Raw genomic sequence first — 26,712 nt, 5'->3', positions numbered from 1 at the left:
ACTTCATTAGTTTGCCGGCGGGTCACTTGCCGGGAAGGTCTGATCGGTCTCCTCGTCGACCTCGTCCCATCTTTCCGGTGGGTTTTCCATCTCCTTGGGTCCGGCTTCGCGGACCGTCTTGCGGTCGCGCACGGGGTCAGGGCCCTGAGGGGGCAGATACTTGGGCAGATGGCCGGGTTGCTTGGTGTTCAGCTCGCCTTCGGTGTTGGCGTTCACGTCAACTCGATACCGCCCGGCGGGATCGATCTGCTGGGCGCTCTGGTTGATCACGTTGCCCTCTTGGCGCTGGACCTCGGTCGGGATGATCCGGGTGGCTTTTTCAGTGTCTGACATGGTGTCTCCTTTCATCGGATGTCACCGGCGGTGGATCATTCCGCACATGCCCCGGGCGACCTCAAGGGCTGAACATGTGGAACCCTGATCTGGCTTGCCGGGGCGCTTCGTGTCCGTCGTCAGTATGCGACCGCCCGGTTGGGCGATCTGTTCCAATGCGGCGCCAGCGTCACCTTCGCTGCCGCGCTGGGCGATGTCACCGAGCGACACGATGCCAACGAGGCTTTTTTCGCTGCGCGACACGCCCGGAATCCGGCGAATCTGCTGACTGCCAAGGTTCTGCATAACGGCTTCGGCGTCTTCATCATCAAAGCAGTAACGCAAGTCCTCGGTCATCGCGTCGCGCACCATCGTGTTGGGCGTCTTGCCAAGCCCGGCGCCGCGCAGCGCGATATCATGGTCGGCAATCATGCCGACCATGCGGTCGTCTTAGCCGACGGGCAGAAAGCCAAGACCTGATTTTTCCATGATTGCCGCCGGCTCGCAGATGGTCTGATTGGGGGTCACGGTGATCGGGTCGCGGGTCATGAGTTCTGAAATCTGCATCTCGGTCCTCCTTTGATCCCTGGAACGGTTTCCTGAAATGGAACGCAAAAGGGGCGGTCGATGTTCCTGCAGTGTCGGGGTGATCCGCATAATTCTGCGGGAACATTCCCTCCCTGCCGCGGTTGACCCTGAAATGGAAAAGGAGATTGTCGATGAGCCCGCCCGATACCGACCCGCAAGTAGAAAAACGCCGCCACCGCGTGCCGCTGATCGTGATCGCGTTTGCCGTGGTGTTCGGGGTTGGCATCATTCTTTTCTGGGTGGCCGAGGAGGCCTTCATGGCACCGGGTCCGGAAACCGGCGAGCAAGAGGCTCCGGCGGCGGAGCTTTCGGAAGGCGATGTGAACGTGCCCGCCGACGCGCCGACCGAGACGGTCGAGCCGAGTGATGGCGAGGTCGTGATCGAAGAATAGCTACTGCGCGCCGCCCTGCGCGAGCATGGGGCGCCACGCGCAGGACGAGGGTCCACGGCATGCCAGCAAGAACGATCTGCAAAGGGCAGGATCGGTGGGCGGTGATCGCCTTGCCTTTGTCATTCTAAAACACGGTGCCACCGCTTGCATTGCGATCTCAAGCTGGAATGGGGCTGCGTCCTGTTGTCATGGGCGGTGACAAAGGGGCCGTCGGACGATCCGCCCCAAAAGCGCCTTGCGGTGAGGGCCGAGGATCACCCCGTTGCTTGCATGAGTTTCGAGGGAGGGTTCCCGAAGACCCATTTGGCGGCGGCACCGTGATGCTGTGGGCTGCGAGGGGGTGGTTTCGAAGCGCCCTATCGTAGCGGGTGCAGCACAGCCTGATCAAGTCCAAGTTCACCCGGCGGGCCGAGTTCGCGATCGCGGGCTGGTTGCCCTCCGACAAGGTGGGACAGTTCTGCGCCTCATTGGTGCTGGGCAGCCATGAGCACGGCGAACTGGTCTTTCGCGGTCGCGTCGACACCGGATTTACGAAGACGGTTTCGATACACTGAGAACGGCGCTTTCCCCACTGGTCCACAAGTCGCCATCCTTCGATGGCTAATTGCCGTCCGAGGAGAAAGGTGCAAACTAGGTGACGACCAAGCTGGTTGTCGAGGCCGAATACAGCGAATTCACACGTGGGGGCCGGGTCAGACACGGTGTTCTCTAGAGCCTGCGCGAAGACAAGGAGGCCAGGGACGTGAGTGCCAAAGCGGAAGCCGAAACAGACAGCGAAAGCGATGACGAGCGCAAGATCGGCGGGGTCCGGGTATCGAGCGTCGGGCGCGTCGTCTATCCCGAGGTCGGTTTGACCAAGGGCGAGGTGGCCGAGCATTACGCGCGGGTGGGCGAGCGGATGCTGACCCATGCCGCCGATCATCCGCTGTCCCTGTTGCGCTGTCCTGACGGGATGTCAGGGGATTGCTTTTTCCAGAAACATGCGGGCAAGGGCTTTCCCGGCGCGGTGAAGACAATGCCGGTCAAGGAGAAGGATGGCAATGTGGAGGACTACATGTATGTCTCCACGCGCGAAGGGCTGATCGGTGCCGCGCAGATGGGGGCGCTGGAGTTCCATATCTGGGGCGCGGCGCGCGACCGGATCGAGCGCCCCGACCGCCTGGTGTTCGATCTCGACCCCGACGAGCGGCTGGATTTCAATCGGGTCAAGGCGGCGGCAGGGCAGGTCCGCGATGGGCTGGAAGCCTGTGGCCTGCAATCGGCGGCGATGGTGACCGGAGGCAAGGGAATCCATGTGGTTGTGCCGCTGCGCCGGATTTCGGGCTGGGATCGGGTGAAGGACTTCGCACGCACATTCGCACAGACATTGGCAGCGCGCGACCCAGATGCCTTTACGGCGACCATGTCGAAGTCAAAGCGCAAGGGGCGCGTCTTCATCGACTGGCTGCGCAATGAGCGCGGTGCCACGGCCATTGCGCCCTATTCGCTTCGCGCCCGTCGCGGCGCCGCCGTGGCGGTACCGGTCTCATGGGAGGAGCTTGCCGATCTGGCGCGGCCCGACGGTTTTCATGCGGGCGACATGGAGGCGCGGCTGTCGCTACCCTGTCCGTTGCGGGGGCCCAAGGCGCGGGGCATCGGCAAAGGCGTTATCGAGGCGCTTGAGGATTGGTCGAAGAGTTGAGCCTGGAAGCGGAACCTGCAAGAGGGTGGCGCGGTCTTCTGTTCAAGACGGGGTGCCAGATCTGGAGCCGGATACAGAACGCGGCGCGCCAGTCCAAGATGGCCGATCCTGAAAGGCGGCAGAACCAGAAGCGCAGGCGTACTCCTCGAAGGGCTCAGGTCTGCCAGGGCAGGGAGCGACGATACGACGCGCAGGCGCGACCGGTTTCAGATCAATGCGCGTTCCCGGCTGATCATCGCAGCATGCGCCCGGTTCCGCGCGCCAAGCTTCTTGCAGATCGAGCGCATATGCATCTTGATGGTCACTTCGCTGGTGTTCATGTCGCGGGCGATTTCCTTGTTGGTCAGCCCGTCCGCTGCCAGGCGCAGGACAAAAAGTTCCTTGCTGGTCAATTCGGCGTCACCGCCGGATTTTTCGGCCCCGTTCTGGGTTGTATCCATGGGGACGAAAACCTGGCCCGACATGATCAGCTGTATCACGCTGTTGAGCGACTGAAGCGGCATTGTCTTGGGGATCAGCCCGCAACAACCCAGTTCAAGGGCGCTGTTCAGGAAGTGCCGGTCCACCATGCCGGTGAATAGGGCGACTTTTCCGTCTCCGGCTTTGTCGATCACCATTTTAATGCTTGCGAGGCCCATCATCCCGGGCATTTTGAGATCAAGAAGAACGAGGTCGATATCGTTCCGTCCGTTGAGCAGGCTGAGCGCGCCATCAAGAGAGTCGGTGGTGATCGCCTCGTAATCCGGTTTTGCATTGAGCATATTGCCCACTGCTTCGGCCAAAAGATTGTGATCGTCCGCCAAAAGAATCGTAAGTGTCATTGGCCAGGGTATCCTGTGATGTTCCAAGGTTGTTATTCGTTACGCTGCCCCCAGCCATAAGTTTCATTCGCGCAAAAAGAGAGTTATCGCGCGAGGTGGGTTTTTCAATAGTTTGAGTGGTTATCGCGCTCCAAACCGCTTTTTACCCAACAATATTTGCAAAACTGTGGCGATATGGTCATTCACGGTTCAGTAAACCCGCAATCAGGTGACGTGCGGCGCCGGCAAAGCACGCCAAAGCGCATAGTGTGAGAATGATCGCTCGCGACATGGGCGAGTCCATAGCCGCGCCCAGTGTCCAGAACCCGACGCCGATGAAGCAAAGCGTCGAGATCATTTCGCCGGTGGATGTGCGTTTCGAGGCCATGGATCAACTCCTGTATTTTGGGCGGCCGTATTCGTCGAGGACGAGATTGGTGGGAAGCGTGACCTCGGGGATGGGTTCGCGCTGCCCTTGTTCGAGCCGCCAGACATGGGCGAGGATCACCGCGACAGCGGTATAGAGTGCTTCGGGGATTTCACGCCCGATCGCGCTGGTGAAGTAGAGCGCACGGGCAAGGGGCGGCACCTGCAGTTTCATCACTCCCGCGCGCCGTCCGCGCCGCATCACCTCACGGGCGATGCGACCCCGGCCCATGGCGATCACGACCGGGGCCTCACCACTGGCGGGGTCATAGCGCAGGGCGATTGCGAAATGGGTGGGGTTGGTGATGATCGCGGTGGCCTGCGGCACATCGGCGAGTGCCTTGCGTTCCGAGGCGCGGTGAGAGGCATCCATCTGGCGGCGGCGCAACGCGGCCTTTTGCTCGGGCGAGCCTTCGGCCTCCTTGGTTTCGTCCTTGATGTCCTGAAGCGACATGCGCAGGGCCTTGGTGTTCGAGTGGACCTGCCAGGCCAGATCGATCGCCGCGATCAGCGCAAGCCCCACCAGAAGTCCGCCCAGAACCCTCAGCATCGCGGTACCCAGAAGCACCATCGCATCTCCTGATGACAGATCCGCCGCACCGGCAAGCGCAGGCAGGATGGGTTGCAGCATGAGCGCGCCCGCTGCCAGCAGCAGCGTGACCTTGAGCGCCGCCTTTCCCAGATCGACCAGCGCCTTCATCGAAACCATGCGCTTGAAGCCTTCGAGCGGGTTGATTTTGTCCGCCTTGAAGCCCATCGCCTTGGGCGCGAAATTGAGGCCGCCCATCCCGCTTTGGGCCATCAGCACGGCCGCCACAAGCGGCAGACCAAGGCCCGGTCCTGCGGCGAGCATCCAGACAAAGACATCCCGGGTGCGTGTCAGCATCAACGCATCGAGCGCGTCGCCCGGCACGATCACCAACCCGGACGCCCAAAGCCCGGTCAGCCCCGCCAGGGCGGGTTTGCCGATCACGAACATCAACCCGCCCATGGCGAGGGTGACCAGAACGAATACCTCGCTCGAGGTAGTGACACGGCCTTCCTTGCGTGCCTCTTCGATCTCGACATGCAGATCATCACGCCGGACGAGGCCAAGGCGCTGTTTCCCTATATCGACGCCACCGGCCTGGAGGGCGCTGCGTTCATTCCATCGGATGGTCATGTGGACCCCGCCAGCCTGTGCCAGGCGATTGCGGCGGGCGCGCGCAAACATGGCGCGCAGATCCGACAGGGCGTGAAGGTCACCGATTTCGAGATTGTGAACCGCCGGATCACGCGGGTGATGACATCCGAGGGCGACTACGAGGCCGGGAACGTGATTCTGGCCGCCGGAATGTGGAGCCGCGAACTGGCTGCCAAGCTGGGTGTCACGGTTCCCGCCTGCGCCGTCGAGCACCAGTATATCGTGACCGAACCGCTGCCCCAACCCGAACTGGTCAAGGGGTTGCCGACCCTGCGCGACCCGGAACGACTGGTCTATTACAAGCCCGATGCGGGCGGGCGGCTGGTGATCGGCGGTTACGAGGAATGCACCCTGCCATTCGGTGATGACGGCATCCCCGGCGAATTCATCCGGCAATTGCTGCCTGACAATCTTGATCGTTTCGCGCCGCTGGCCGAAATGGCGGGCGTGGTGACGCCGGTGGTCAACGAGGTCGGTATCCGGCAGGTCATCAACGGACCGATCCCCTATTCGGCGGATGGCGATTTCGTCATGGGCTGGGCGCCGGAACTGGACAACCTGATGCTGTCGACCGGGTTCCTTTACGGGATCGCGGCGGGCGGCGGTGCGGGCGAGATGATCGCCGAATGGATCGTTGATGGACGCCCCAGCCTCGATCTGTGGCCGCTTGACGTGCGCCGCTTCAGCCCGCATCACGCGACGCGCGCCTTCATGTATCCGCGCGCCGTCGAGCATTACGCACATCACTACAAGATGCGCTATCCGGGGCAGGAGGCCGGGACCGCGCGCAACCTGCGCCTCAGCCCGCTTTATGACCGGCTCAGGGAACATGGCGCGGTCTATGGGTCCAAGAACGGCTGGGAACGCCCGCTCTGGTTTGCCCCGGAAGGTGTCGAGCCTGTCGATCAATTGGCCTTCATCGACCCCGGCTGGAAACAGTATGCCGCGCTTGAACACAAGGCGGTGCGCGAGGGTGTCGCGTTGATCGACCAGTCCAGCTTCTCGAAGTTCGAGCTGGTCGGCCCCGGCGCGCTCGACGCATTGCAGCGCCTTGCGGTGTCCAACATGGACAAGCCCGTCGGCAGCGTGATCTATACTCAGCTTTGCAATGAACATGGCGGCATCGAAGCCGATCTGACCATCACCCGCACCGGCCCGCACCGGTTCTATATCGTCACCGGATCTGGCTTTGGTGTGCATGACAGCGACTGGATCCGCCGCGCGCTGCCGCAGGACGGCTCGGTTTACCTGAGCGATGTCACCTCGGCGCGGGCTGTGATCAATATTTGCGGTCCCAAAGCGCGCGATGTGCTGCAAGCGGTCAGCGAGCACGATGTTTCCAACGCCGCCTTCCCATTCGCGACCGCGCAGCAGATCATCGTCGGCGCCGCCCATGTGAATGCCGTGCGGATCGGCTATGTCGGCGAACTGGGCTGGGAGCTGCATATCCCCACGGAATTCGCGCGCCATGTCTATGACTGCCTATGGCAGGCGGGGCAGGCGCATGGCATCCGCGATGTGGGTTACCGCGCGATTGAATCGCTGCGCCTCGAAAAGGGCTATCTCTATTGGAGCGCCGATATCACCCCCGATTACACGCCGATCGAGGCCGGGCTGGGCTTTCGCGTGCATCTCAGGAGCAAGGGCGATTTCACCGGCCGCGCGGTGCTCGAAAAACAGAAATCCGAAGGCACGCGCCAACGGCTTTGCACCTTTGTCTGCGACGACAAGCTGCCCATCACCGGCGGCGAGACAATCCTGCATGACGCCAAGACCGTGTCGGTGGCCTCAAGCGCGGGCTATGGTCACACGGTCGGCCAGACGATCATCCTTGGTTATCTGCCCGATGCGTTGGCGCAGGAAGGCGATTTCGAATTGGAGCTATTCGGCGCGCGTCATGCGATCCGCCGGGTCGATGGGCAGCTTTACGATCCGGCCAATGAACGCCTCAAGGCGTGATACAACAGGGGAGACGACAAGATGAGGGATGAAAATGAGGGAAACGTGATCGCGGTGCTGCGCAGGGCGCCGGGGTTTGAAAAGGTCGCGCCCGAAACCTGCGAGATCGAGCGGCTGGGCGGGATGACCAATCTTGTCTACCGCGTCGAGACTGGCGGGAAGAGCGCGATTGTGCGCATTCCGGGCGAGGGAACCGAGGCCTATATCGACCGGGCGGTCGAAATCCACAACACCCGCATCGCCGCAGATACCGGAGTGTGCGCGCGCGTGATCTGGGCGGATGAGGCGACCGGTGACATGGTCTGCGAATGCATCACGGGGATCGTCACGATGACGCCCGAGCTCTTCGCCAGCCGCGCGGGCGCGGCGGCGCGCGCGGGCGCTGCGCTCAGGCAACTGCATGATGCAAAGACGCCTTTTCAGTTCCGCTTCGAGCTTTTTTCGATGATCGACGACTATCTGGAGGTTCTCTCGACCAAGGATATTGAGCTGCCCGAAGGCTATGAGCGCGTGGTGGCCGAGGCCGCGCCGATCAAGCAGCTTCTGGCCGACAATCCCGGCGATCTGGTGCCAAGCCATTGCGATCCGCTTTGCGAGAACTTCCTTGATGACGGCGTGCGCATGTGGATCGTGGATTTCGAATATTCCGGCATGAACGACGCGCTTTGGGATCTGGGCGATCTGTCGGTCGAGGCCGGGCTGAGCGACGCGCAGGATATCGAAATGCTGACAGCCTATTTTGGCGCGCATCCCAGCGCGGCACAGATCGGGCGGACGGTGATCTACAAGGCGATGTGCGATCTTCTGTGGACCCTCTGGGGCTTGATCCAGCACGCCGACGACAACCCGGCCGAGGATTTCTGGGCTTATGCCGTCAACCGTTTCGCGCGGTGCAACGCCCTGATGAGCGACCCTTCCTTCGCGGGCCATCTGGCTGCGGTACGCGCGGGTTGAACCTGTTCTCTCCGACTGACGGGCGTGGCGGCTTTTGGCCCCATGCCCGCTTTTTTGCGCGGCAGAGCGCAGGTTTGTCTGGCGGCGCACGCCAAAGTTGCTTTTATTATCGCAGTATGCGTCTAAAGCTTTGTGCCAACTTGGAGTGTGTGGATGGTGGATTTTTTCAATTTCATGGGAAATATCCCGCCCTATTCGGAAAACGAAACCACTGTTCACCGCCTCAATCGTCGGCATGATCTGCTGATCGGCCCTTTCGCGCCGCAGATCGAAGGTGCCAGGGTCCTTGACCTGGCCTGTCACGATGGGCGTTGGTCCTATGCGCTGGCGGCGGCGGGGGCGGCGCATGTGCATGGGGTCGAGGCGCGCCCGGAACTGATCGACCGTTTCGCGGTCTTTCCGGAAACCGACTTCAAGGCGCGCGTTTCACTGCATTGCAATGACCTGTTCGACGAACTTGAAGCACTTGTGGCGCAGGGCGCGCGTTTCGACGTGGTCGCGGTCTATGGTATTTTCTATCACGTCATGGATCACTTGCGACTGCTCTCGCTCGCCAAGCGGCTTGAGCCGGAAATCATCATCATCGACAGCGAATTCATCATGGTCGACAACGCCATGATTCAGCTGTTGCGCGAAGAGGTGTCCAATCCCCTCAATGCCGTGCCCGCCTCTGCCGGGCAGTCGCATACCGTGGTCGGCGTACCCAGCCGCCGCGCGACCGAATTCATGGCCGATGCGTTGGCCATGGATATCGCCTGGATTGACCACGCGCTCATCCTTGGCGGCGACACCACAGGCATGAAGGACTACTTTCGTGACGGTCGCAAGGTGCGCGGAACCTGCGCGCTGACTCGGCGCTGACGGGGGCGCGCGCACCTGCTCAGGCCAGAAGGGCCATCAGTTCGCCATGCAGTTCGGGTGTGGCGGCGCTGATCACGCGCCCGTCGGAGCCGTAGTCGAGGGGGCGGCCCTGCCAGTCGGTGATGATGCCGCCTGCTTCGGTGATGATCGGGGCCAGCGCGAAATAGTCATAGGGTTTGAGGTCATAATCGACCACGGCGTCGATCTGCCCGCTGGCGACAAGCGCATGTGGCTGGCAGTCATAGGAGAGGCGGCGCAGCTTGCCCGCATTCATCAGCCGCTCGAACACCTGCGGCGCATCGGCGTAGATCTTTTCGCCCTCGTTGATGAACAGCATGGCCCGGTCAAGCGCGGTCTGGCGCGACACATGGATCGGCGCGCCGTTGCGGGTGGCGCCAAGCCCGCGCGCGGCGGCGTAGACCTGTCTGATCGCGGGCAGGCGGCAGATCCCCAGAACCGGCTGACGCTGACGGGTCATCGCCAGCAGCATCCCGAAAAGCGGCACGCCCGCTATGAAAGACCGCGTGCCATCGATCGGGTCGACAACCCAGATGTCGATCTTGTCGAGCCCCTGGCTGCCGAACTCCTCACCGTAGGTGCCGTCATCGGGGAACTCGGCCTGCAAGCGGCTGCGGATGGCCTCTTCGGTTTCGTGGTCGGCGATGGTGACAGGGCTTTCATCGTCCTTGGTGATGATGTCGAGCGAGCGGTTGAAGTGCGCGAGCGCGATGCGGCTGGCTGCCTCGGTGATGTCGAGCGCGGCGGACAGGCGGCGGCGCAGGTCGTCCGCATCAGTCATGGGCTTTTCCCCCTGATCTGTCGGCTATGGCGATCTCGGTGCCCCAGCCTTGCGCGGCCTCGCGGATGTCTTCGGGGGGTGGGCCGTCGCAGATCAGCAGGTCGACCGATGTGGGCGGGCCGATGGCGATCGGGGCTGTGCGGCCGAACTTGCTGTTATCCGCCGCCAGGATCCTTGTGGTGGAATTCGCCATGATCTCGCGCGAATAAAGCGCCTCTTCCATGTCGAACAGCATGAACCCGTTGCGCGCATTGATCGCCGCCGCCGAAAGCACCGCGAAATCGGTGCGGAACTGGCGCACGAAATCCAGCACATTCGCGCCGAACACGCCGCCGTCATGGCCGCGCAGTTCGCCGCCAGGCATGAACACCCTGTTGTTGTTGCGCGCCGCAAGGCTGTGGGCGACGGCGACCGAATTTGTGACCACCAGCAGCTCCTGATGGGCCTTCAGCGCCTCGGCGATGAAGGCGGTTGTCGATCCGACATCCAGAAACAGCGAGCTGCCGTCGCTGATCAAACCCGCCACATGGGCCGCGATGCGCTGCTTGGGGATGGGGTTTTCGGCCATCCGCTGGGCGAAGTTCAGTTCGGTCGAGCCATGCTGGAGCAGAACGCCCCCATGGACCTTGCGCACCAACCCCTCATCCGAAAGCCGCCGCACGTTCCGGCGCACTGTTTCCTCCGAGACGTTGAGCGCCTCGGCGATCGACTGGATACGCATGCTGCCCCCGGCGCGCGTCACAAGGTCGATGATCTCGGCGCCGCGCTGTGATGCGGGGAGTGAGCGGGCGTCGATAGAGGGCGTCGAGGGGTTGGTCATGTCGGGCTCCGCTGTGACCCTGTGGATTTCTAGGCAAAAAACCACAAAATCCATCAAATACCAACATTAAAACCACAAAAAACAAAAATAAACATTGAAAACTGAGATACGCTGTTGGAAATTGTCTGTTATGGCGCGGCGAATCGAAGGCTGTGAAAAAGGCCGTCGGCCAAAAAACAAAACACAGGGAGTTCTCAGGATGCGTCTTTCAACATTTGCGGCGGCAACATGCGCCGGGCTGGCGATGGCCGGTGGGGCCTTTGCCCAAGCCGAGTCACAGGAGCCGATCAAGCTGACCATGCATGACTGGACCGGTCAGCTCTTGACCACGACCATCATGGGCAAGGTCCTGGCCGAGGCCGGTTATAACGTCGAATACGTGCAGGCCGATTACATCGCGCAATTCGCCGGGCTGAAAAGCGGTGATCTGCATGTGGCGATGGAGATATGGGAAACCACCGGCCGCGAGGCGATGGACGAGGCTGTCGGCACCGGGCAGGTCGTCAACATGGGCGATACCGGCATGAAGGCGATCGAGGAATGGTGGTATCCCGCCTACATGGAGGAGGTCTGCCCCGGACTTCCGGACTGGCAGGCGCTCAACGATTGCGCGCGGGAATTCGCAACGCCCGAGACCGCACCGATGGGCCGTTATCTGGGCGGGCCGGTCACGTGGGGCGGTTTCGACGAGGAACGGATCGAGGCCCTGGGCCTCGATTTCGAAGTGGTCCATGCCGGGACCGATGCCGCGCTTTTCGCCGAACTTGAAAGCGCCTATCAGCGCAAGGCGCCCATCGTGCTGTGGATCTATGCACCGCATTGGGCGCCGACGAAATACGAGGGCAGCTTCGTGGCCTTCCCGCCCTATACGCCCGAATGCTATGAGGACCCTTCGGTGGGGATCAATCCGAACCTGGCATATGATTGCGGCAAGCCGACGGGGCCGATCTGGAAAGTGGCGTGGTCGGGTCTTGCCGATACATGGCCGGGTGCTGCCAAGGCCGTCGAGGCCTTTACCATCGGCAACGAGGACATGGGCGCCATGGTCGCCGCCGTCGATCTCGAGGGCAAGTCGCTGGACGAGGTCAGCGACGCATGGCTCGCCGAAAACAGTTCGGTCTGGCAGGGCTGGATCGCCGACTGAACAGGCGCATGCCCAAACCGGCGCGCGGGCCTTGCCGCGCCTGCGCCCGGACTTTCTGTTTGCGACCAACCGCCCTTTTCCCGGCGCGACCGGGGTGGTGCACCAGTGCCCGAGGATAAGATGGAAAAACCGATCTTGCTGGATTGCCGTGGCATCTGGAAGCTTTACGGTGCCGGCGCCCAGGATGCCTACAAACGCCATGGCGGCGCGCTGAGTTCCGAGCAAATCCGCTCAGAGGGGCTTGTCGGGGCGGTCCGCGATGCCACCGTGCAGATCCGCCAGGGCGAGATTTTCGTGATCATGGGGCTGTCGGGATCGGGCAAATCCACGCTCGTGCGCTGCCTCTCGCGCCTGATCGAGCCGACCGCTGGCGAAATCCTGTTCGAGGGCCGCGACCTGTTGTCGATGACCGACAAGGAAATGATCGACATACGGCGCCGCAAGATGGGCATGGTGTTCCAGCACTTCGCCCTGTTGCCACATCTGACTGTGTTGCAGAACGCCGCCTTTCCGCTGGAAGTGCAGGGCGTACCGCGCGCGAAGCGCGAGGCTCGCGCGCGCGAGGTGATCGAACTGGTCGGTCTCAAGGGGCGCGAGGCCTATTACCCGCGCCAATTGTCGGGCGGGCAGCAGCAGCGCGTCGGAATCGCCCGTTCACTGGCCGTCGAGCCTGACCTGTGGTTTCTGGACGAGCCCTTTTCGGCGCTCGACCCGTTGATCCGGCGCGAGATGCAGGACGAATTCCTGCGCCTTCAGGGGATGCTGCACAAGACCATCGTGTTCATCACCCATGATTTCGACGAGGCGATCCGGCTGGCAGACCATATCGCGGTGATGAAGGATGGCAGGGTCGTGCAGGTCGCAACTCCCGAAGAACTGGTGCTGAACCCCGCCACCGAATACGTCGGCGAATTCACCCGCCATGTGCCGCGCTCCAAGGTACTGACGCTGCGCAGCGTGATGACCCCCGGCGCGCCCGAGGGCGAGATGGCGGGCGATCTGCCCCAGACGCAGCGCATCGAGGCCGTGGCCGATCAGATCGAGGCCAGCGCCCTGCCGTTCCGGGTGGTGAACGCCGAAGGCGACGTGGTCGGCAGCATCGGGCGGCAGGCCGTCATTGATGTGCTGATCGGTCGGAAACCGGCCCCATGACAGGGCTGCGCGATCATCTTCCGGGGCGCAATGGGTGGTTCTGGCTGGCGCTGTTCGCAGCGACATGGCTGTTGTCGCGCTATTCCTGGGATATCTACAAGGCTTATGATGCGCGCTGGATCATCAAGTATCCAAGCGCCTATATCCTGCCGGTCGAGGCCCGTATCAGCGCCTTCATGCGCTGGCTGGTCGAGGATGCCGGTTTCGGTTTGTTCAGCTTCCGTGACGTCACGCGGTTCATCTCGACGCTTATCGAGATTCCCTATGATTTCATGCGCGACCTGTTGATCGACGGCTTTTCATCCGGGCTTGGCAATGCCGCCGTCCAGATCGCCCCGCCGCTGAGCTGGATCGCGATCATCGTGACGCTGGTCGCGATGGGCCATTACGCGCGCGACTGGAAACTGGCGGCGCTGATCGGGGCCTGCTTTCTTTATCTTGCGGTCTTTGGACAATGGAACAGCGCGATGGTGACGCTGGCCTCGGTGCTGATCGCCGTGCCGATCGGGTCGGTCGGCGGGCTGTTGCTGGGGATCATGGCCTATCGCTCGCCGCTGTTCGAGCGACTGCTGCGCCCTCTGCTCGACCTCATGCAGACGGTGCCCGTCTTCGCCTATCTCGTGCCGATCCTGTTCCTGTTCGGTTTCGGACCGGTGGCGGCGCTTGTGGCGACGATCATCTACGCGATGCCACCGATGGTGCGGGTGACCATTGTGGCGCTGCATGGGGTGCCCAATGAAACCCGCGATGTCGGTGTGATGGTCGGCTGCACGCGCCGCCAGATGATGTGGAAGGTGATCGTGCCCTCGGCCGCGCCGACGCTGATGGTGGGCGTCAACCAGGTGATCATGCTGTCGCTCAACATGGTCATCATCGCTTCGATGATCGGCGCCGGGGGGCTTGGCTTTGACGTGCTCAGCGCGCTCAGGCGACTGGATATCGGCGGCGGGATCGAAGCGGGCCTGGCGATCGTCGTCATGGCGATCGCGCTCGATCGGCTGAGCCAGGCTTTCGCCAGCCGCAATGCCCAGGCGTATGCACCTGGCCGCGACCGCAACCTGTTCCAGCGCCACCCCTGGCTGGCGACGGTGCTGCTGGTGATGATCTGCACCTACCTTCTGTCGCATGTCTCGCCCGTCCTGCAGGCCTACCCCGATGCGGCGACCGTTTCGACAGGTGCCTTCTGGTCCGACTTCATGGGCTATATCAACGTGCATTTCTTCGATGTCTTCGAGACGATCAAGGGCGCGCTTCTGTCTTACCTCCTGTTGCCCGTCAAACGCTTCTTCGTGGGGATCCCATGGCCCTGGGGGATCATGGTGATGACGTTGATCGGCTGGCGCGCAGGGGGGCTGGGGCTGGCGGCCCTGACGGGGACGCTCACCGCGCTGATCGCCATGGTGGGATTGTGGGACAAGGCAATGATCACCGTTTATCTGTGTGGTGTGTCGGTTCTGATCGCCTCGGCCATCGGCATCCCGATGGGGATCATGGCGGCACAGAACGACACGGCGAACCGCGTGGTGGGATCCTTTATCGACACGCTGCAAACGCTGCCCAGCTTCGTCTATCTCATCCCGGTGGTGATGCTGTTCAGGGTGGGGGATTTCTCGGCGATGATCGCCGTGGTGCTTTATGCGATGGCGCCCGCTGTGCGCTATGCCGCCCACGGCATCCGCAGCGTCGATCCGCAGCTTGTCGAGGCCGGGCTCGTATCGGGCTGCACGCCGCGCCAGGTGCTGTGGCGCATCAAGTTGCCGATGGCCATCCCCGAACTCCTGCTCGGCCTGAACCAGACCATCATGCTGGCCCTGTCGATGCTGGTGATCACCGCGCTGGTGGGCACCCGTGACTTGGGGCAGGAGGTTTATATCGCACTGACCAAGGCCAATTCCGGGCAAGGTATCGTCGCCGGCCTGGCCGTCGCCTTCATCGCCATTGTCGCTGATCGCATCCTGTCGGCAACGGCCAGCCGCATGCGCCGCAAAATGGGACTTGAACAATGAACGACGCAGAAAAAGCTGCCCTTGAACGGGCGACCGCCCTCTCGATCTGGACAGCGCCCGAGCAGGCCGAACTGCTGGGCGGCGGGATCACCAATTTCAACGTCGCGCTCAGCGATCAGGGCCGCCGTTACGTTGTGCGGGTCGGGCAGGACATCCCTTTGCACCAGATCATGCGCTTCAATGAACAGGCGGTGCATCGCGCCGCGCAGGCCATCGGGATCGCCCCGGCCATTGTCCACACCGAACCGGGCATCCTTGTCATCGACCATGTTGATGGGCGCACCCTCGACGAGGATGCTGTGCGCGACGATGCGATGCTGGCGCGCATCTTGCCTCTTCTCAGGCGCTGCCATGCCGAGGCGCCCGTGCATCTGCGCGGGCCGGTGCTGACCTTCTGGGTGTTCCACGTGCTGCGCGACTATGCCGCCACCCTGCGCGCGGACGGATCGCGCCATGTGGGGCGGCTTGATGGTTTGCTGCGCGTTGCTGTCGATCTTGAAGACGCGGTCGGCCCGGTGCGGCTGGTGCTGGGGCACAACGACCTTCTGGCCGCCAATTTCCTGGATGACGGCCAGCGCCTCTGGTTGCTCGACTGGGAATATGGCGGGTTCAATTCACCGCTGTTCGATCTTGCCGGGCTGGCCTCGAACAGCGAACTCAGCCCCGACCAGGAACGCTGGATGCTCGAAACTTATTTCGGGACCGATCTGACCCACGAGCTGAACCACCGCTATCACGCCATGAAATGCGCATCGCTTCTCAGGGAAACGATGTGGAGCATGGTTTCGGAAATCCATTCGGACATCGATTTCGACTACGCCGCCTATACCGACAAGAACCTGTCGCGGTTCGAAACGGCGCTGTCCGGCTTTCAATCTATGCGAGGATCAAAATGAGCACTTTTCCGGCAAGCGCAAAGGCCGTCATCATCGGCGGCGGCATCGTGGGATGCTCGACCGCCTATCACCTTGCGAAACTGGGCTGGAGCGAAGTCGTTCTGCTTGAGCGCAAGAAGCTGACCTCGGGCACGACATTCCACGCGGCGGGACTTGTGGGGCAGCTGCGTTCGAACGCCAACATCACGCAGTTGCTGGGCTACTCGGTCGATCTTTACAACACGCTGGAACAGGAGACCGGCCAGGCGACGGGCTGGAAGATGAATGGCGGGTTGCGCCTTGCCTGCAACCAGGAACGCTGGACCGAGGTCAAGCGACAGGCCACCACCGCGCATTCCTTTGGCCTCGAGATGCAGCTCCTCACACCCTCCGAAGCCAAGGAGCTCTGGCCGCTGATGACCACCGACGATCTGGTCGGCGCGGCCTACATGCCCACCGACGGGCAGGCGAACCCGTCGGATATAACGCTGTCGCTGGCCAAGGGTGCGCGCAAGGCGGGCGCGACGATCATCGAGGATACCAAGGTCACCAGCATCGAACTGGAAGACGGTGTCATAAAGGGGGTGATGACAGAAAAGGGCTTTATCGCCTGTGAAAAGGTGATCCTGTGCGGTGGCCAGTGGACCCGCGATTTCGCCGCCAGTGTCGGGGTGAACGTCCCGCTCGTGCCGATGGAGCATCAATACATGGTGACCGAGCAGATCGACGGCGTCACATCGGACATGCCGACGCTGCGCGATCCCGACCGGCTGACCTATTACAAGGAAGAGGTGGGCGGCCTCGTGATGGGCGGCTACGAGGCCAACCCGATCCCCTGGGCGGTGAACGGCATTCCCAAGGGGTTTCACTACACGCTGCTCGATTCCAATTTCGATCATTTCGAGCAACTGGTCGAACTGGCGCTGGGCCGGGTGCCCGCGCTGGAGACCGCCGGGATCAAGCAGCTGGTCAACGGACCCGAAAGTTTCACGCCCGATGGCAATTTCATTCTCGGCGAGGCGCCGGAGCTGAAGAACCTGTTCGTCGGCGCTGGATTCAATGCCTATGGTATCGCGGCGGGTGGCGGCGCGGGCATGGCGCTGGCGGAATGGGTCGCCAAGGGCGAGCCGCCCTTCGATCTGTGGCCGGTGGACATCCGCCGTTTTGGCCGCCCGCATTTCGATACCGACTGGGTGCGTACCCGCACCGCCGAAGCCTATGGCAAGCATTACACGATGGCCTGGCCCTTCGAGGAACACAGCTCGGGGCGCCCCTGCCGCAAGTCACCGCTCTATGACAAGTTGCAGGCGAAAGGCGCCTGTTTCGGCGAAAAGCTGGGCTGGGAGCGGCCCAACTGGTTTGCGACCAACGGCACCGAGGCAAAGGACATCTACAGCTTCGGGCGCCAGAACTGGTTCGAGAGCGTCGGCGAAGAGCATAAGGCCTGCCGCGAGGCCGCCGTCCTGTTCGATCAAACCTCGTTCGCCAAGTTCACCCTCAAGGGGCCGGATGCCGAGGCGGCGCTAAGCTGGATCGCGGCCAATGATGTCTCCAAACCGGTCGGTTCGCTGATCTATACGCAAATGCTCAATGACCGCGGCGGCATCGAATGCGACCTGACATGCGTGCGCGTGGCGCAGGATGAATATTACATCGTCACCGGCACCGGTTTCGCGACCCATGACTTCGACTGGATCGCGCGCAACATCCCCCAAGGCATGAATGCGCAGCTTGTCGATGTGACCTCGGCCTACGCGGTGCTGTCGCTGATGGGGCCGCGCGCGCGCGACATCCTTGAACAGGTCACGCGAAACGATGTGTCCAACGCAGGTTTCAGGTTCGGCACCGCGCAAACCATCGGTATCGCCGGCTGCCCGGTCAGGGCCTTGCGCGTCACCTATGTCGGCGAACTGGGGTGGGAGCTGCACCTGCCGGTCGAATACGCCACCACGGTCTATGACGCCCTCAGCGAAGCCGGGCGCGAATTCTGCCTGCGCGATGCGGGTTACCGCGCCATCGAAAGCCTCCGGCTCGAAAAGGGTTATCGCGCATGGGGGTCCGATATCGGCGCCGATCATACGCCTGCCGAGGCCGGTCTTGCCTGGGCGGTGAAGCTGAAGAAGAACATGGATTTCAAAGGCCGTCAGGCCGCCGAGACGCAGCGCGACAATGGGGTGAAAAAGATTCTCGCCTGTTTCACCGCCGATCCCGGCGTCGTGCTTTCGGGGCGCGAGACGATCTACCGCAATGGCGAGCGCGTCGGATGGCTGACCAGCGGTGGCTTTGGCTACACGGTCAACCAGTCGATCGGGTATGGCTATGTGCGCAGCCCCGAGCCCATCGACCGCGCCCATGTGCTGAGCGGCGAATACGAGCTTGAGGTCGCAACCGAGCGCGTGCCCTGCGCGGTGCGTCTTGCCCCGCTTTACGATCCCGGGATGGAGCGGGTGAAATGCTGACCCAAGCAGGATGAGCGAGCCGCAAGACCGTGCAGATGCCGCGACCGGCGGCGCGCCCAGAGGCGGGCGGCATTTCGGTTTCCTGCTGTTGCCGGGCTTCTCGCATTACTCATTTGCCGCCGCGCTTGAACCTCTGCGCAGCGCCAATATCCTGATGCGGCGGGACCATTTCAGCTGGTCGCTGATCGGTGCCGGTGCGGCGCAGGTGCGGGCCTCGAACGGGCTGTCGCTTGGCGTCGATCACGACATCGCCGAGGCGCGCGATGCCATCCAGGCGCGGGGCTTCGATCATGTGATCGTGCTGGCCGCCAGCGACGTGACCGCCAGCGATACTGGCCGGATCGAGGCATTTCTGCGCTTTCAGCACCGCCAGGGCGGGCATATCGGCGCGGTCTCATCGGGGGTCGTGGTTCTGGCGCGCACCGGCCTTCTGGACGATCGCGATTGCGCCGCCCACTGGGAGGACACCCCGCGCCTGCGCACGGCCTTCCCCCGGATCAATGTGACCGGAAACATCTTCGTTCTCGACCGCCGGCTGGCGACCTGTGCGGGGGGTGCGGCGGGGGCGCATATGATGCTGGCGATCCTTGAGCGCGAGGTCGGGCCGGGGCTGGCGCGCGACGTGGCCAGCCGCATGGTGATCGACCGCATCCGCGACGGCGAGGACGAGCTGAACATGCAGCCCCATATCCGCTACGGCACCTGGAACAGGAAGATCCTGAAAGCCATCGCCATCATGAACCAGAACATCTCCGAGCCGCTGTCGATGCGCGAAATCGCGGCCTCGGCCCATGCCAGCGTGCGCCAGCTTGAAAGGCTTTTTCGCAAGGAGCTGAACCTGTCGCCCGACAGGTTCTATCGTCATATCCGCCTCTCTCGCGCGCGCCAACTGTTGCGCTACAGCGAACACAGCCTTGGCGAGATCGCGATGATCTGCGGCTTTGGCACGACGCGGGCGATGAAGGATAATTACGAGGCCTTCTTCGGCTACGCGCCACGCGATGAACGCCAGGCACCGGCGGAACCCGCCAGCGGCGGCGCGCCGGGCGATCCGGGCACCGTGCTGCACCATGTCAACGCGCAATACTGAACCGGGCGGCGCGGCGCATGGCCCGTCGCTGATTGTCTTCGATTTCGACGGGGTGATCGCGGATTCCCTTTCGCCCTGCGCTAACGCCTGCCAGGTCGCTGCCCGCGACATGGGGTCGGCCCGGCGGCTGGAGGCCAACCCGTTTCGCGACCTTGATCCGCTGACCTTCGAAACACTTGCCCGCGCGCTCTCGCTGGACCCGGTGGCGTTTGCCGACACCGTGTCGCGGCATCTGGCGGCGCGGCCCGTTTATGCGCCGCTCTTTCCCGGCATGGATCAGGTGATCCATGCCCTTTCGAGGCGCGCGCATATCGCCATCGTCAGCGCGTCTCGCTCGGATGTGATCAGAGGCTTCCTTGCAAAGCATGACCTCGCGGAGGATGTCGCGCGCGTGCTGGGGCGCGATCATTCCGGCACCAAGGCGCAAAAGCTGGCCGCGCTGCGCCGCCACTGGCCCGAGGGCGGTTTCGTGATGATCGGCGACGGGATCAGCGACATGCACGCCGCCCGCGCGGCGGGTGCGGTTGCGGTGGGGGTCGGCTGGGGCTGGCAAGACGCGCGCCAACTTGGCGCTCACGGCGCGGCGGTCATTGCGGACACGCCTTGCGCGCTTCTGGCGGTGCTGCGCGGGTTTGCGCCGCGCTGAACCGCGATGCCCCCTGCGCCACAAAAAGCGCGGCGCGGGGATCAACCCGCGCCGCGCCCGATTATTGCTACCGATCAGGCTTCAAGATCGAAGCGGTCGGCGTTCATCACCTTGGTCCAGGCGGCCACGAAATCCTTGACGAATTTCTCCTTGTTGTCGTCCTGGGCATAGACCTCGGCATAGGCGCGCAGGATCGAGTTCGATCCGAACACCAGGTCCATCCGGGTCGCCGTCCACTTGACCGCGTCGGTCTTGCGGTCTCGGATTTCATAGGTGCCGTCCTCGGCCTTCTGCCAGCGGTTCGCCATGTCGGTCAGGTTGACGAAGAAGTCGGTCGTCAGCGCGCCTTCCTTGTCGGTGAACACACCATGCGGGGTGCCGCCATGGTTGGTGCCCATGACCCGCATCCCGCCGACCAAAACGGTCATTTCATTGGCGGTCAGGCCCATCAGCTGGGTGCGGTCCAGCATCAGTTCCTCGGGGCTGACGATGTAATCCTTCTTCAGCCAGTTGCGATAGCCATCGGCCAGCGGTTCCATCACGTCAAAGGATTCGGCATCGGTCATCTCGTCTGTTGCGTCGCCACGGCCCGGTGCGAAGGGCACGTCGATCTGGACACCGGCGGCCTTGGCGGCCTGTTCGACACCCAGGTTGCCCGCCAGGACGATCACGTCGGCGATGCTTGCGCCGGTCTCGGTGGCGATCGGCTCAAGCACCGACAGGACCCGCGCAAGGCGTTCGGGCTCGTTACCCTCCCAGTCCTTTTGCGGGGCCAGACGGATGCGCGCGCCATTGGCACCACCGCGCATGTCCGAGCCGCGGAACGTGCGCGCACTGTCCCAGGCGGTCGCGACCATGTCGGCCAGCGACAGACCGGATGCCGCGATCTTGGCCTTCACGGCCTCGACATCGTAGCTGGTGCTGCCTGCGGGTACGGGATCTTGCCAGATCAGGTCCTCTTGCGGCGCGTCCGGGCCGATATAGCGCGTCCGGGGGCCCATGTCGCGATGCGTCAGCTTGAACCAGGCGCGTGCGAAGACCTCGGAGAGGTAATCGGGGTCCTTGTAGAACTTCTCCGAGATTTCGCGATAGATGGGGTCCATCTTCATCGCCATGTCGGCATCGGTCATGATCGGGTTGTAGCGGATCGAGGGATCCTCGACATCGACCGGCTTGTCTTCTTCCTTGATGTCGATGGGTTCCCACTGCCACGCGCCGGCAGGGGATTTCTTAAGCTCCCATTCATAGTTGAACAGAAGGTAGAAATAGCCGTTGTCCCACTTGGTGGGGTGGGTCGTCCAGGCGCCCTCGATACCCGAGGTGACGGTATAACGCCCCTTGCCGGTCTCGTTGGGGTTTGCCCAGCCAAAGCCCTGCTGGTCGACATCCGCCGCCTCGGGGTCCGGCCCCAGCAGCGAGGCATCGCCATTGCCGTGGCACTTGCCGACGGTGTGGCCGCCTGCGGTCAGCGCGACGGTTTCCTCGTCGTTCATCGCCATGCGGGCAAAGGTTTCACGCACCTGCGCGCCGGTCTTCAGCGGGTCGGGCTGCCCGTTCACGCCTTCGGGGTTCACATAAATCAGGCCCATCTGCACGGCGGCCAGCGGATTTTCCATCGTCGAGGGATCGTCAACGTTCTCGTAGCGCTCGTCGCTCGGCGCCAGCCATTCCTTTTCCGAACCCCAGTAGGTGTCCGTCTCGGGATGCCAGATATCGGGGCGGCCAAAGGCAAAGCCATAGGTCTTGAGGCCCATATCCTCATAGGCGATGGTCCCGGCCAGAACGATCAGGTCCGCCCAGCTGATCTTGTTGCCGTATTTCTTCTTGATCGGCCACAGCAGGCGGCGGGCCTTGTCGAGGCTGACATTGTCGGGCCAGGAATTGAGCGGCGCGAAGCGCTGGTTGCCGGTGGCGCCGCCGCCGCGCCCGTCCGATACGCGGTACGACCCCGCAGCATGCCAGGACATGCGGATCATCAGCCCGCCATAATGGCCCCAATCGGCGGGCCACCAATCCTGACTGTCCTTCATCAGCGCGCGCATGTCTTTCTTGAGCGCCTCGAAATCGAGCTTCTTTACCTCCTCACGATAGTCGTAATCCGGCCCCATCGGGTCGGTCTTGGTGTCGTGCTGATGCAGGATGTCCAGATTGAGGGCGTTGGGCCACCAATCCATGTTGGAATTGCCGGCAGCCGTGTTGCCGCCATGCATGATGGGGCATTTGCCGATGTCGTTTCCGTCCATTTCTATCTCCGATTCTGGCTGCGTGACTTGAACCGCGTTCGCGTCTCTAAGCTGTGATGCACCGGGGTGACTGTGAAGTCCATGCCGGTGGCCTGTGCTGGCCTCGGCAGGTCGTCGGGGAATCACCCGCACGGTGACGGTACCCTTGTGTAGCAAATCCTCGCCATTGGTTTAAGTTGCATTTAATGATCGTCATGATAATTTTAAGTTATGAATAACCTGACCCTCAAACAGCTTCGCTACTTCGAGTCTCTGGCCCGGCACGGCCATTTCGGGCGCGCCGCCGAGGCCTGCTCCATCTCGCAGCCAGCACTATCGGTTCAGATCCGCGATCTGGAACAAAGCCTTGGCATGATTCTGTTCGAACGCGGCGCGCGCCAGATCCGCCTGACCAGCTTTGGCGAGGAAATCGCGTTGCGGGTGCGCTCGATCCTGCGCTCGGTGGATGAACTGGGCGATCTGGCGCGCGCCTCGCGCGATGGCATGGTGGGGCGGTTGCGCATCGGCGTGATCCAGACCATCGCGCCTTACCTGCTGCCGACCCTCCTGCGCAACCTTTCGGCGGCCCATGTGGGGCTCGACGTGCATGTGCGCGAATCCCTGACCCCGCGACTCATCCAGGAACTGTCCGAGGGGCGTCTGGACACCGCCATCGTCGCGCTGCCGGTCTCGGAACCTTCGTTCAGCGAGGTGGCGCTTTTCACCGAAAACCTCATGCTGGTGCGTCCGGCCGGGGATGCGGACAAGCCCGTTCCCGACCGCGACATGCTGCGCGAAATGCGCCTTTTGCTGCTTGAGGAGGGCCATTGCTTTCGCGATCAGGCCTTGTCTTTCTGCAACCTGCAATCAGCCCTTCCGCGTGAGGGGCTCGATGGCAGCTCGCTTTCGACGCTGGTGCAGATGGTGGGCGCGGGCATCGGCGTGACCCTGATCCCCGAGATGGCTGCCCCGGTCGAGACCCGCTCGGCCGAAGTGTCGGTGGTGCCGCTGCACGCGCCCCAACCGACGCGCACGGTCGGCATGATCTGGCGCAAAAGCAGCCCACTCGCCGATCAGCTGCAGGAAATCGCCCGGATCGTGAAGCAATCGGGCGCGGATCTGCGCCAGCAACGCGAAGCGCAGGGCAAACCGGCCTGAACCGCCATTGACTCAGCCCGGCGGCGGCCCCAATGTGCCGCGCAGCCGCAGATCGGTCTTCAACTCGACACTCTTGGCCAAGGGCGCGCCGCTGCGCACCATCTCGATCAGCAATTGCGCCGCCTGCCGGCCCATGGCGCGATGCGGCACATGCACGGTCGTCAGCGCAGGATCGACCAATGTGGCGATCTCGATATCGTCAAAGCCGGTGATCGACACGTCACCGGGCACATGCAACCCCATTTCGCGCGCCATCTGAAGCGCCCCGGCAGCCAGCACGTCATTTCCGCAGATCACCACGCCGGGCCGCGGCGCGCGCCGCATCAGCCGCGCAAAGGCCTGCCGCCCGTGTTCGACCGAATAGGGCGTTTCGACCAGCGCCAGATCGTCCGGCGAAAGCCCCGCGGCCAGCATCGCATCGCAAATCCCCCCGACGCGGGCGCGGGCGCGGTCATTATCACGCTGCTCTGCGGTGATGACCCCGATGCGGCGATGGCCCAGGCGGATCACCTCTCGCGTCAGCTCGTGCATGGCCTTGCGGTTGTCAAACCCGATCGAGGGGTGCCCGGCGTCGGGGTCATGGACCCAGGCCACCAATGCGGGCACGCCGCGCCGTTCGAGGAACTGGTAGATCGCATCGTCGCGCTGATGCCCGATCAGCAACAGCGCATCCGCGCCGCGCGCCACAAGGGCGCGGATTTGCTCCTCCTCGATCTCGGGGCGATAGGCCGAACAGGCCACCAGAAGGGTAACGCCATGGGCGCGCAGCTCCTCCTGAAAGGCCTGTATCGCGCGGGCGAAAATGGCGTTGTCCATGGTCGGGATGATCGCGCCCACGGTGCCGGTGCGCCGCGCCGCCAGCGCGCGCGCGCCGAAATTGGGCGAGTAGCCCAGCTCCTGAACCGCCGCCAGCACCCGCTCGCGGGTGTGTTTCGCGACCCGTTCAGGCGCGTTGAGACAGCGCGACACCGTCGCGGTCGAAACCTGCGCGTGCTCGGCCACATCAGCCAGCGTCGCAACGCCGGCTGTCATGTCTGACTGACCAGGGTGATCGTTACCTTGTGACATCTCGTTCCACCATGCGCTGCCGGATGGCTTTAGCTGGCTCCTGTAATCAATACCACGCAGTGTAAGCGCTTGCATGAAAAATTGTAAGCGCTTACATTCGAGACGAATCGTCGGCCCGTCCGACGAGAGGGAGGATTCGATGTTTTTGCTGGTTGCCGCTGCGCTGTTCTGCGTTTTCGCGGCCAACGTCCTGGTCGGGTCGTCTGGCGGCACTGCGTTTCTGAGCGATGTCGGAGAAATGCTCATGCTGCTTGGCGCGTCCAGCGCCTTCGTTGTGGCTGTCCTGCACAGCGAAGCGGCCCGAAAGGCGAAGCGAAAGAAACAGGACACTCAAGGGAGGAATGGAAATGTCTGAAGAATACGAGGAACTCGCGTCAGAGACGCGGCGCAACTTCATGAAGCTGGCCACAACCGGCAGCTTTACCGCGGCGATGGTCGCCGGGGCGGGCGGCTTGCTGTGGTCGTCCCGTGCCAGCGCACAGAGTGCCGGCGAGGAGCGCGAGCGCGAACAGGCCGCCGATCACGTGCTGACGCTGGCCACCGAGTATGTCATCGGCACCACGCGCAGCTATCCGATGATGCAGCTCGACCTGAAAGAGAACCTTCAGAACGCCTCGAACGGCAAGCTCTATGTCAAGCTGTCACCGGGCGGGCAGCTTGGCGTCGGTTCCGCGCTGGCGCAGAAGGTGCAGGGCGGCACGGTCAATGCCGGTCAGTTCTCGCTGTCGAATTTCGCGCCCTTCGCGCCTGCGGTCGACCTGATCAACCTGCCCTATTTCTGCGGCGCCAATCAGCGTTTCGTGAACCTTGTCACCTCGGATATCTGGAAATCCGAAGTGAACGCGATGGTCGAGCAGCGCGGCTTCCGCCCGATGTTCTATTTCTGCATCGACCCGCGCGTGATGGCCGTGCGCAAGGGTGGTGGCGGCCCGATCATGACGCCGGGCGATCTTCAAGGCGTCAAGTTCCGGGTGCCGGGATCGAAGATGCTGCAACAGTTCTATCGCATGGCGGGCGCCAACCCCACGCCGGTCGCATGGGGCGAGACCCCCTCGGCGATCAAGCAGGGCGTGGCCGATGCGCTCGACCCGGCGGTCGGGGCGCTTTATGCCTTCGGGTTTAAGGACATCCTGAGCCACGTCACCTTTACCCAGGCCGTGCCCGACAGCCAGTGCTATGCCTGCAACCTTGAATGGTTCAACACGCTGCCGTCGGATGTGCAGGACGCAATCGACTGGGCCTCGGAAATGACTTTCCACCAGAACCTGGCCAAGGTGCCGTCGGCACGCACATTCGCCATGGCCGAGATGGCCAAATCGGGTGTCGAGTTCCATTCGCTGAGCGACGACCAGCTTGCCGAATGGCAAGAGGCCGCAGGCTTCCAGCGCTCCGAATGGGATCCGTTCAAGACCGAGCTGGCAGGGTCGATGGATACATTCGACAAGCTGGCCGAAGCCGCGGGCACGCCGGGGCGCTACTACGTGCATGACGCGTAACGCCTGAAACCGGCCGGGCGCGCAACCTGCGCCCGGCCTTCCCATTTGTCGATGAACGCACCGGCCCTGAACATGCAGGGTCCGGGCTGGAAGGGTCCGCATGCTCAAGACGCTGGACAGGAACGCGGAACGTTGGGCGCTCTTGGTGTTCTACGTCATGCTCGTCGTCACCATGGCGGTCGAGGTGCTGCGGCGCGAGGTCTTCTCCTATTCCTCGATCTGGGGCGAAGAGGTCGTGCGCTACAGCTTCATCTATCTCGCCTGGATCGGTGCGGCGGCGGCGGTGCGCGAGCGCGGCCATATCCGTATCGACGTGCTGATGCATTACCTCGGGCCGCGCGCCAAGGCGCTGCTTTATATCGTCGGCGACCTGGTGATGGCCGCCGTGGCATTGGTGGCGCTCTACTGGTCATGGGAAACCGTGACGGTGTCCTACCGGTTCGACTCGGTCAGTCACGGACTCCGGGTGTCGATGATCTGGTTCCTGATGGCGGTGCCGCTGGGCTTCGGCCTGATGGTGCTGCGCCTGGTGCAGTCTTTCCTGCGTGATCTGCGCGCCCTTCGTGACGGAACACCCGTCTACGAGGGCGACAAGATGTTCGACTGAAGGGGGGCGGCGCT

At 63.0% G+C, this 26,712-nt stretch carries 28 protein-coding genes; 18 read left to right on the top strand and 10 right to left on the bottom strand.

Going from position 1 to position 26,712, the window contains the following annotated elements; genetic code table 11:
* Window positions 1-6: 6 nt before the first annotated feature.
* The 3 genes from N5A93_RS14670 to N5A93_RS14660 are packed head-to-tail and all read right to left on the bottom strand — an operon-like array spanning window position 7 to window position 879.
* Complete coding sequence (locus N5A93_RS14670) at window positions 7-333, bottom strand: hypothetical protein (RefSeq protein ID WP_268955853.1); 327 nt, start codon at window positions 331-333, stop codon at window positions 7-9.
* 21 nt (window positions 334-354) lie between these two features.
* Entirely contained in the window at window positions 355-753 is a 399-nt protein-coding gene (locus N5A93_RS14665; RefSeq protein WP_268955852.1) for a CBS domain-containing protein, read from the bottom strand.
* Window positions 754-762: 9 nt separating this feature from the next.
* Entirely contained in the window at window positions 763-879 is a 117-nt protein-coding gene (locus N5A93_RS14660; RefSeq protein ID WP_268955851.1) for a CBS domain-containing protein, read from the bottom strand.
* Window positions 880-1,031: 152 nt separating this feature from the next.
* Here N5A93_RS14660 and N5A93_RS14655 point away from each other — a divergent pair, with 152 nt between their 5' ends.
* The 4 genes from N5A93_RS14655 to ligD all read left to right on the top strand — a co-directional run bounded on the left by N5A93_RS14655 (window position 1,032) and on the right by ligD (window position 2,973).
* Window positions 1,032-1,292 carry a hypothetical protein gene (locus N5A93_RS14655; RefSeq protein WP_268955850.1) on the top strand — a complete coding sequence of 87 codons (261 nt, stop codon included), beginning with the start codon at window positions 1,032-1,034 and terminating at the stop codon, window positions 1,290-1,292.
* A 195-nt stretch (window positions 1,293-1,487) separates the two neighbouring features.
* The gene (locus N5A93_RS19575; RefSeq protein ID WP_411289503.1) at window positions 1,488-1,613 is read left to right on the top strand and encodes a hypothetical protein; all 126 of its coding nucleotides are present in this window, start codon (window positions 1,488-1,490) and stop codon (window positions 1,611-1,613) included.
* 47 nt (window positions 1,614-1,660) lie between these two features.
* Window positions 1,661-1,846, top strand: a complete 186-nt coding sequence (locus N5A93_RS14650; RefSeq protein ID WP_268955849.1) for a hypothetical protein — start codon at window positions 1,661-1,663, stop codon at window positions 1,844-1,846.
* A 188-nt stretch (window positions 1,847-2,034) separates the two neighbouring features.
* Window positions 2,035-2,973 carry a non-homologous end-joining DNA ligase gene (ligD, locus tag N5A93_RS14645; protein ID WP_268955848.1) on the top strand — a complete coding sequence of 313 codons (939 nt, stop codon included), beginning with the start codon at window positions 2,035-2,037 and terminating at the stop codon, window positions 2,971-2,973.
* A gap of 206 nt (window positions 2,974-3,179) precedes the next feature.
* Here ligD and N5A93_RS14640 read toward each other — a convergent pair whose 3' ends face one another.
* From N5A93_RS14640 to N5A93_RS14630, 3 genes are all read right to left on the bottom strand, one after another.
* Complete coding sequence (locus tag N5A93_RS14640; RefSeq protein ID WP_268955847.1) at window positions 3,180-3,794, bottom strand: LuxR C-terminal-related transcriptional regulator; 615 nt, start codon at window positions 3,792-3,794, stop codon at window positions 3,180-3,182.
* Window positions 3,795-3,972: 178 nt separating this feature from the next.
* Window positions 3,973-4,161, bottom strand: coding sequence for a hypothetical protein (locus N5A93_RS14635; protein ID WP_268955846.1), 189 nt, complete (start codon window positions 4,159-4,161; stop codon window positions 3,973-3,975).
* A 3-nt stretch (window positions 4,162-4,164) separates the two neighbouring features.
* Window positions 4,165-5,361, bottom strand: a complete 1,197-nt coding sequence (locus N5A93_RS14630) for an EscU/YscU/HrcU family type III secretion system export apparatus switch protein (protein ID WP_268955845.1) — start codon at window positions 5,359-5,361, stop codon at window positions 4,165-4,167.
* Between N5A93_RS14630 and N5A93_RS14625 the strand changes: the two genes are divergently transcribed.
* The 3 genes from N5A93_RS14625 (at window position 5,266) to N5A93_RS14615 (ending at window position 9,156) form a co-directional block, all read left to right on the top strand.
* On the top strand, window positions 5,266-7,341 hold the full coding sequence (locus N5A93_RS14625) for a GcvT family protein (RefSeq protein ID WP_268955844.1): 2,076 nt from the start codon (window positions 5,266-5,268) through the stop codon (window positions 7,339-7,341). The two genes, N5A93_RS14630 and N5A93_RS14625, sit on opposite strands and share 96 nt — an antisense overlap.
* 21 nt (window positions 7,342-7,362) lie before the next feature.
* Window positions 7,363-8,295 (top strand): choline/ethanolamine kinase family protein, encoded by a 933-nt coding sequence (locus N5A93_RS14620; protein WP_268955843.1) that lies wholly within the window; start codon window positions 7,363-7,365, stop codon window positions 8,293-8,295.
* 174 nt (window positions 8,296-8,469) lie between these two features.
* On the top strand, window positions 8,470-9,156 hold the full coding sequence (locus N5A93_RS14615) for a methyltransferase domain-containing protein (protein WP_268955842.1): 687 nt from the start codon (window positions 8,470-8,472) through the stop codon (window positions 9,154-9,156).
* Window positions 9,157-9,175: 19 nt separating this feature from the next.
* On the opposite strand, the gene N5A93_RS14610 is transcribed toward N5A93_RS14615, so the two are convergent.
* Window positions 9,176-9,955 (bottom strand): inositol monophosphatase family protein, encoded by a 780-nt coding sequence (locus N5A93_RS14610; RefSeq protein ID WP_268955841.1) that lies wholly within the window; start codon window positions 9,953-9,955, stop codon window positions 9,176-9,178.
* On the bottom strand, window positions 9,948-10,775 hold the full coding sequence (locus tag N5A93_RS14605) for a DeoR/GlpR family DNA-binding transcription regulator (RefSeq protein ID WP_268955840.1): 828 nt from the start codon (window positions 10,773-10,775) through the stop codon (window positions 9,948-9,950). Before N5A93_RS14605 ends, N5A93_RS14610 begins: the two co-directional genes overlap by 8 nt.
* Window positions 10,776-10,974: 199 nt before the next feature.
* Between N5A93_RS14605 and N5A93_RS14600 the strand changes: the two genes are divergently transcribed.
* The 7 genes from N5A93_RS14600 to N5A93_RS14570 all read left to right on the top strand — a co-directional run bounded on the left by N5A93_RS14600 (window position 10,975) and on the right by N5A93_RS14570 (window position 20,147).
* Window positions 10,975-11,919, top strand: coding sequence for an ABC transporter substrate-binding protein (locus N5A93_RS14600; protein WP_268955839.1), 945 nt, complete (start codon window positions 10,975-10,977; stop codon window positions 11,917-11,919).
* Between the two features lie 120 nt (window positions 11,920-12,039).
* The gene (locus tag N5A93_RS14595) at window positions 12,040-13,071 is read left to right on the top strand and encodes a quaternary amine ABC transporter ATP-binding protein (RefSeq protein WP_268955838.1); all 1,032 of its coding nucleotides are present in this window, start codon (window positions 12,040-12,042) and stop codon (window positions 13,069-13,071) included.
* Entirely contained in the window at window positions 13,068-15,077 is a 2,010-nt protein-coding gene (locus N5A93_RS14590) for an ABC transporter permease (RefSeq protein ID WP_268955837.1), read from the top strand. The genes N5A93_RS14595 and N5A93_RS14590 overlap by 4 nt, the downstream gene beginning before the upstream one ends.
* Window positions 15,074-15,973 carry a choline/ethanolamine kinase family protein gene (locus tag N5A93_RS14585; RefSeq protein WP_268955836.1) on the top strand — a complete coding sequence of 300 codons (900 nt, stop codon included), beginning with the start codon at window positions 15,074-15,076 and terminating at the stop codon, window positions 15,971-15,973. The genes N5A93_RS14590 and N5A93_RS14585 overlap by 4 nt, the downstream gene beginning before the upstream one ends.
* On the top strand, window positions 15,970-18,411 hold the full coding sequence (locus N5A93_RS14580) for a GcvT family protein (RefSeq protein ID WP_268955835.1): 2,442 nt from the start codon (window positions 15,970-15,972) through the stop codon (window positions 18,409-18,411). The genes N5A93_RS14585 and N5A93_RS14580 overlap by 4 nt, the downstream gene beginning before the upstream one ends.
* Window positions 18,412-18,421: 10 nt before the next feature.
* Window positions 18,422-19,501, top strand: a complete 1,080-nt coding sequence (locus N5A93_RS14575) for a GlxA family transcriptional regulator (RefSeq protein ID WP_268955834.1) — start codon at window positions 18,422-18,424, stop codon at window positions 19,499-19,501.
* Window positions 19,482-20,147, top strand: coding sequence for an HAD family hydrolase (locus N5A93_RS14570; RefSeq protein ID WP_268955833.1), 666 nt, complete (start codon window positions 19,482-19,484; stop codon window positions 20,145-20,147). Before N5A93_RS14575 ends, N5A93_RS14570 begins: the two co-directional genes overlap by 20 nt.
* Before the next feature lie 74 nt (window positions 20,148-20,221).
* On the opposite strand, the gene katG is transcribed toward N5A93_RS14570, so the two are convergent.
* On the bottom strand, window positions 20,222-22,390 hold the full coding sequence (katG, locus tag N5A93_RS14565; RefSeq protein ID WP_268955832.1) for a catalase/peroxidase HPI: 2,169 nt from the start codon (window positions 22,388-22,390) through the stop codon (window positions 20,222-20,224).
* Between the two features lie 210 nt (window positions 22,391-22,600).
* Here katG and N5A93_RS14560 point away from each other — a divergent pair, with 210 nt between their 5' ends.
* Window positions 22,601-23,527, top strand: a complete 927-nt coding sequence (locus tag N5A93_RS14560; RefSeq protein ID WP_268955831.1) for a hydrogen peroxide-inducible genes activator — start codon at window positions 22,601-22,603, stop codon at window positions 23,525-23,527.
* Between the two features lie 12 nt (window positions 23,528-23,539).
* On the opposite strand, the gene N5A93_RS14555 is transcribed toward N5A93_RS14560, so the two are convergent.
* Complete coding sequence (locus N5A93_RS14555) at window positions 23,540-24,559, bottom strand: LacI family DNA-binding transcriptional regulator (protein ID WP_268955830.1); 1,020 nt, start codon at window positions 24,557-24,559, stop codon at window positions 23,540-23,542.
* 175 nt (window positions 24,560-24,734) lie between these two features.
* Between N5A93_RS14555 and N5A93_RS14550 the strand changes: the two genes are divergently transcribed.
* The 3 genes from N5A93_RS14550 (at window position 24,735) to N5A93_RS14540 (ending at window position 26,698) form a co-directional block, all read left to right on the top strand.
* Window positions 24,735-24,950 carry a hypothetical protein gene (locus N5A93_RS14550; RefSeq protein ID WP_268955829.1) on the top strand — a complete coding sequence of 72 codons (216 nt, stop codon included), beginning with the start codon at window positions 24,735-24,737 and terminating at the stop codon, window positions 24,948-24,950.
* A complete protein-coding gene (locus N5A93_RS14545) occupies window positions 24,943-26,091 on the top strand; it encodes a TRAP transporter substrate-binding protein (RefSeq protein ID WP_268955828.1) in 1,149 nt (382 codons plus the stop codon). The genes N5A93_RS14550 and N5A93_RS14545 overlap by 8 nt, the downstream gene beginning before the upstream one ends.
* Before the next feature lie 100 nt (window positions 26,092-26,191).
* Window positions 26,192-26,698, top strand: coding sequence for a TRAP transporter small permease (locus tag N5A93_RS14540; protein ID WP_268955827.1), 507 nt, complete (start codon window positions 26,192-26,194; stop codon window positions 26,696-26,698).
* Window positions 26,699-26,712 lie beyond the last annotated feature (14 nt).

The organism is Roseovarius salincola (genome assembly GCF_026891095.1).
Taxonomy (GTDB): Bacteria; Pseudomonadota; Alphaproteobacteria; order Rhodobacterales; family Rhodobacteraceae; genus Roseovarius; species Roseovarius salincola.
Note: the sequence above shows the minus strand (reverse complement) of the source record. Positions and strands in the feature narration are given on the sequence as shown.

What these genes read in the sequence shown, in the direction of transcription:
- N5A93_RS14670 (WP_268955853.1), bottom strand. Translation starts at nt 333, where the DNA reads ATGTCAGACACTGAAAAAGCCACCCGGATCATCCCGACCGAGGTCCAG.
- N5A93_RS14665 (WP_268955852.1), bottom strand. Translation starts at nt 753, where the DNA reads ATGGTCGGCATGATTGCCGACCATGATATCGCGCTGCGCGGCGCCGGG.
- N5A93_RS14660 (WP_268955851.1), bottom strand. Translation starts at nt 879, where the DNA reads ATGCAGATTTCAGAACTCATGACCCGCGACCCGATCACCGTGACCCCC.
- N5A93_RS14655 (WP_268955850.1), top strand. Translation starts at nt 1,032, where the DNA reads ATGAGCCCGCCCGATACCGACCCGCAAGTAGAAAAACGCCGCCACCGC.
- N5A93_RS14640 (WP_268955847.1), bottom strand. Translation starts at nt 3,794, where the DNA reads ATGACACTTACGATTCTTTTGGCGGACGATCACAATCTTTTGGCCGAA.
- N5A93_RS14635 (WP_268955846.1), bottom strand. Translation starts at nt 4,161, where the DNA reads ATGGCCTCGAAACGCACATCCACCGGCGAAATGATCTCGACGCTTTGC.
- N5A93_RS14625 (WP_268955844.1), top strand. Translation starts at nt 5,266, where the DNA reads ATGCAGATCATCACGCCGGACGAGGCCAAGGCGCTGTTTCCCTATATC.
- N5A93_RS14630 (WP_268955845.1), bottom strand. Translation starts at nt 5,361, where the DNA reads ATGACCATCCGATGGAATGAACGCAGCGCCCTCCAGGCCGGTGGCGTC.
- N5A93_RS14620 (WP_268955843.1), top strand. Translation starts at nt 7,363, where the DNA reads ATGAGGGATGAAAATGAGGGAAACGTGATCGCGGTGCTGCGCAGGGCG.
- N5A93_RS14615 (WP_268955842.1), top strand. Translation starts at nt 8,470, where the DNA reads ATGGGAAATATCCCGCCCTATTCGGAAAACGAAACCACTGTTCACCGC.
- N5A93_RS14610 (WP_268955841.1), bottom strand. Translation starts at nt 9,955, where the DNA reads ATGACTGATGCGGACGACCTGCGCCGCCGCCTGTCCGCCGCGCTCGAC.
- N5A93_RS14605 (WP_268955840.1), bottom strand. Translation starts at nt 10,775, where the DNA reads ATGACCAACCCCTCGACGCCCTCTATCGACGCCCGCTCACTCCCCGCA.
- N5A93_RS14600 (WP_268955839.1), top strand. Translation starts at nt 10,975, where the DNA reads ATGCGTCTTTCAACATTTGCGGCGGCAACATGCGCCGGGCTGGCGATG.
- N5A93_RS14595 (WP_268955838.1), top strand. Translation starts at nt 12,040, where the DNA reads ATGGAAAAACCGATCTTGCTGGATTGCCGTGGCATCTGGAAGCTTTAC.
- N5A93_RS14590 (WP_268955837.1), top strand. Translation starts at nt 13,068, where the DNA reads ATGACAGGGCTGCGCGATCATCTTCCGGGGCGCAATGGGTGGTTCTGG.
- N5A93_RS14585 (WP_268955836.1), top strand. Translation starts at nt 15,074, where the DNA reads ATGAACGACGCAGAAAAAGCTGCCCTTGAACGGGCGACCGCCCTCTCG.
- N5A93_RS14580 (WP_268955835.1), top strand. Translation starts at nt 15,970, where the DNA reads ATGAGCACTTTTCCGGCAAGCGCAAAGGCCGTCATCATCGGCGGCGGC.
- N5A93_RS14575 (WP_268955834.1), top strand. Translation starts at nt 18,422, where the DNA reads ATGAGCGAGCCGCAAGACCGTGCAGATGCCGCGACCGGCGGCGCGCCC.
- N5A93_RS14570 (WP_268955833.1), top strand. Translation starts at nt 19,482, where the DNA reads ATGTCAACGCGCAATACTGAACCGGGCGGCGCGGCGCATGGCCCGTCG.
- katG (WP_268955832.1), bottom strand. Translation starts at nt 22,390, where the DNA reads ATGGACGGAAACGACATCGGCAAATGCCCCATCATGCATGGCGGCAAC.
- N5A93_RS14560 (WP_268955831.1), top strand. Translation starts at nt 22,601, where the DNA reads ATGAATAACCTGACCCTCAAACAGCTTCGCTACTTCGAGTCTCTGGCC.
- N5A93_RS14555 (WP_268955830.1), bottom strand. Translation starts at nt 24,559, where the DNA reads ATGACAGCCGGCGTTGCGACGCTGGCTGATGTGGCCGAGCACGCGCAG.
- N5A93_RS14550 (WP_268955829.1), top strand. Translation starts at nt 24,735, where the DNA reads ATGTTTTTGCTGGTTGCCGCTGCGCTGTTCTGCGTTTTCGCGGCCAAC.
- N5A93_RS14545 (WP_268955828.1), top strand. Translation starts at nt 24,943, where the DNA reads ATGTCTGAAGAATACGAGGAACTCGCGTCAGAGACGCGGCGCAACTTC.
- N5A93_RS14540 (WP_268955827.1), top strand. Translation starts at nt 26,192, where the DNA reads ATGCTCAAGACGCTGGACAGGAACGCGGAACGTTGGGCGCTCTTGGTG.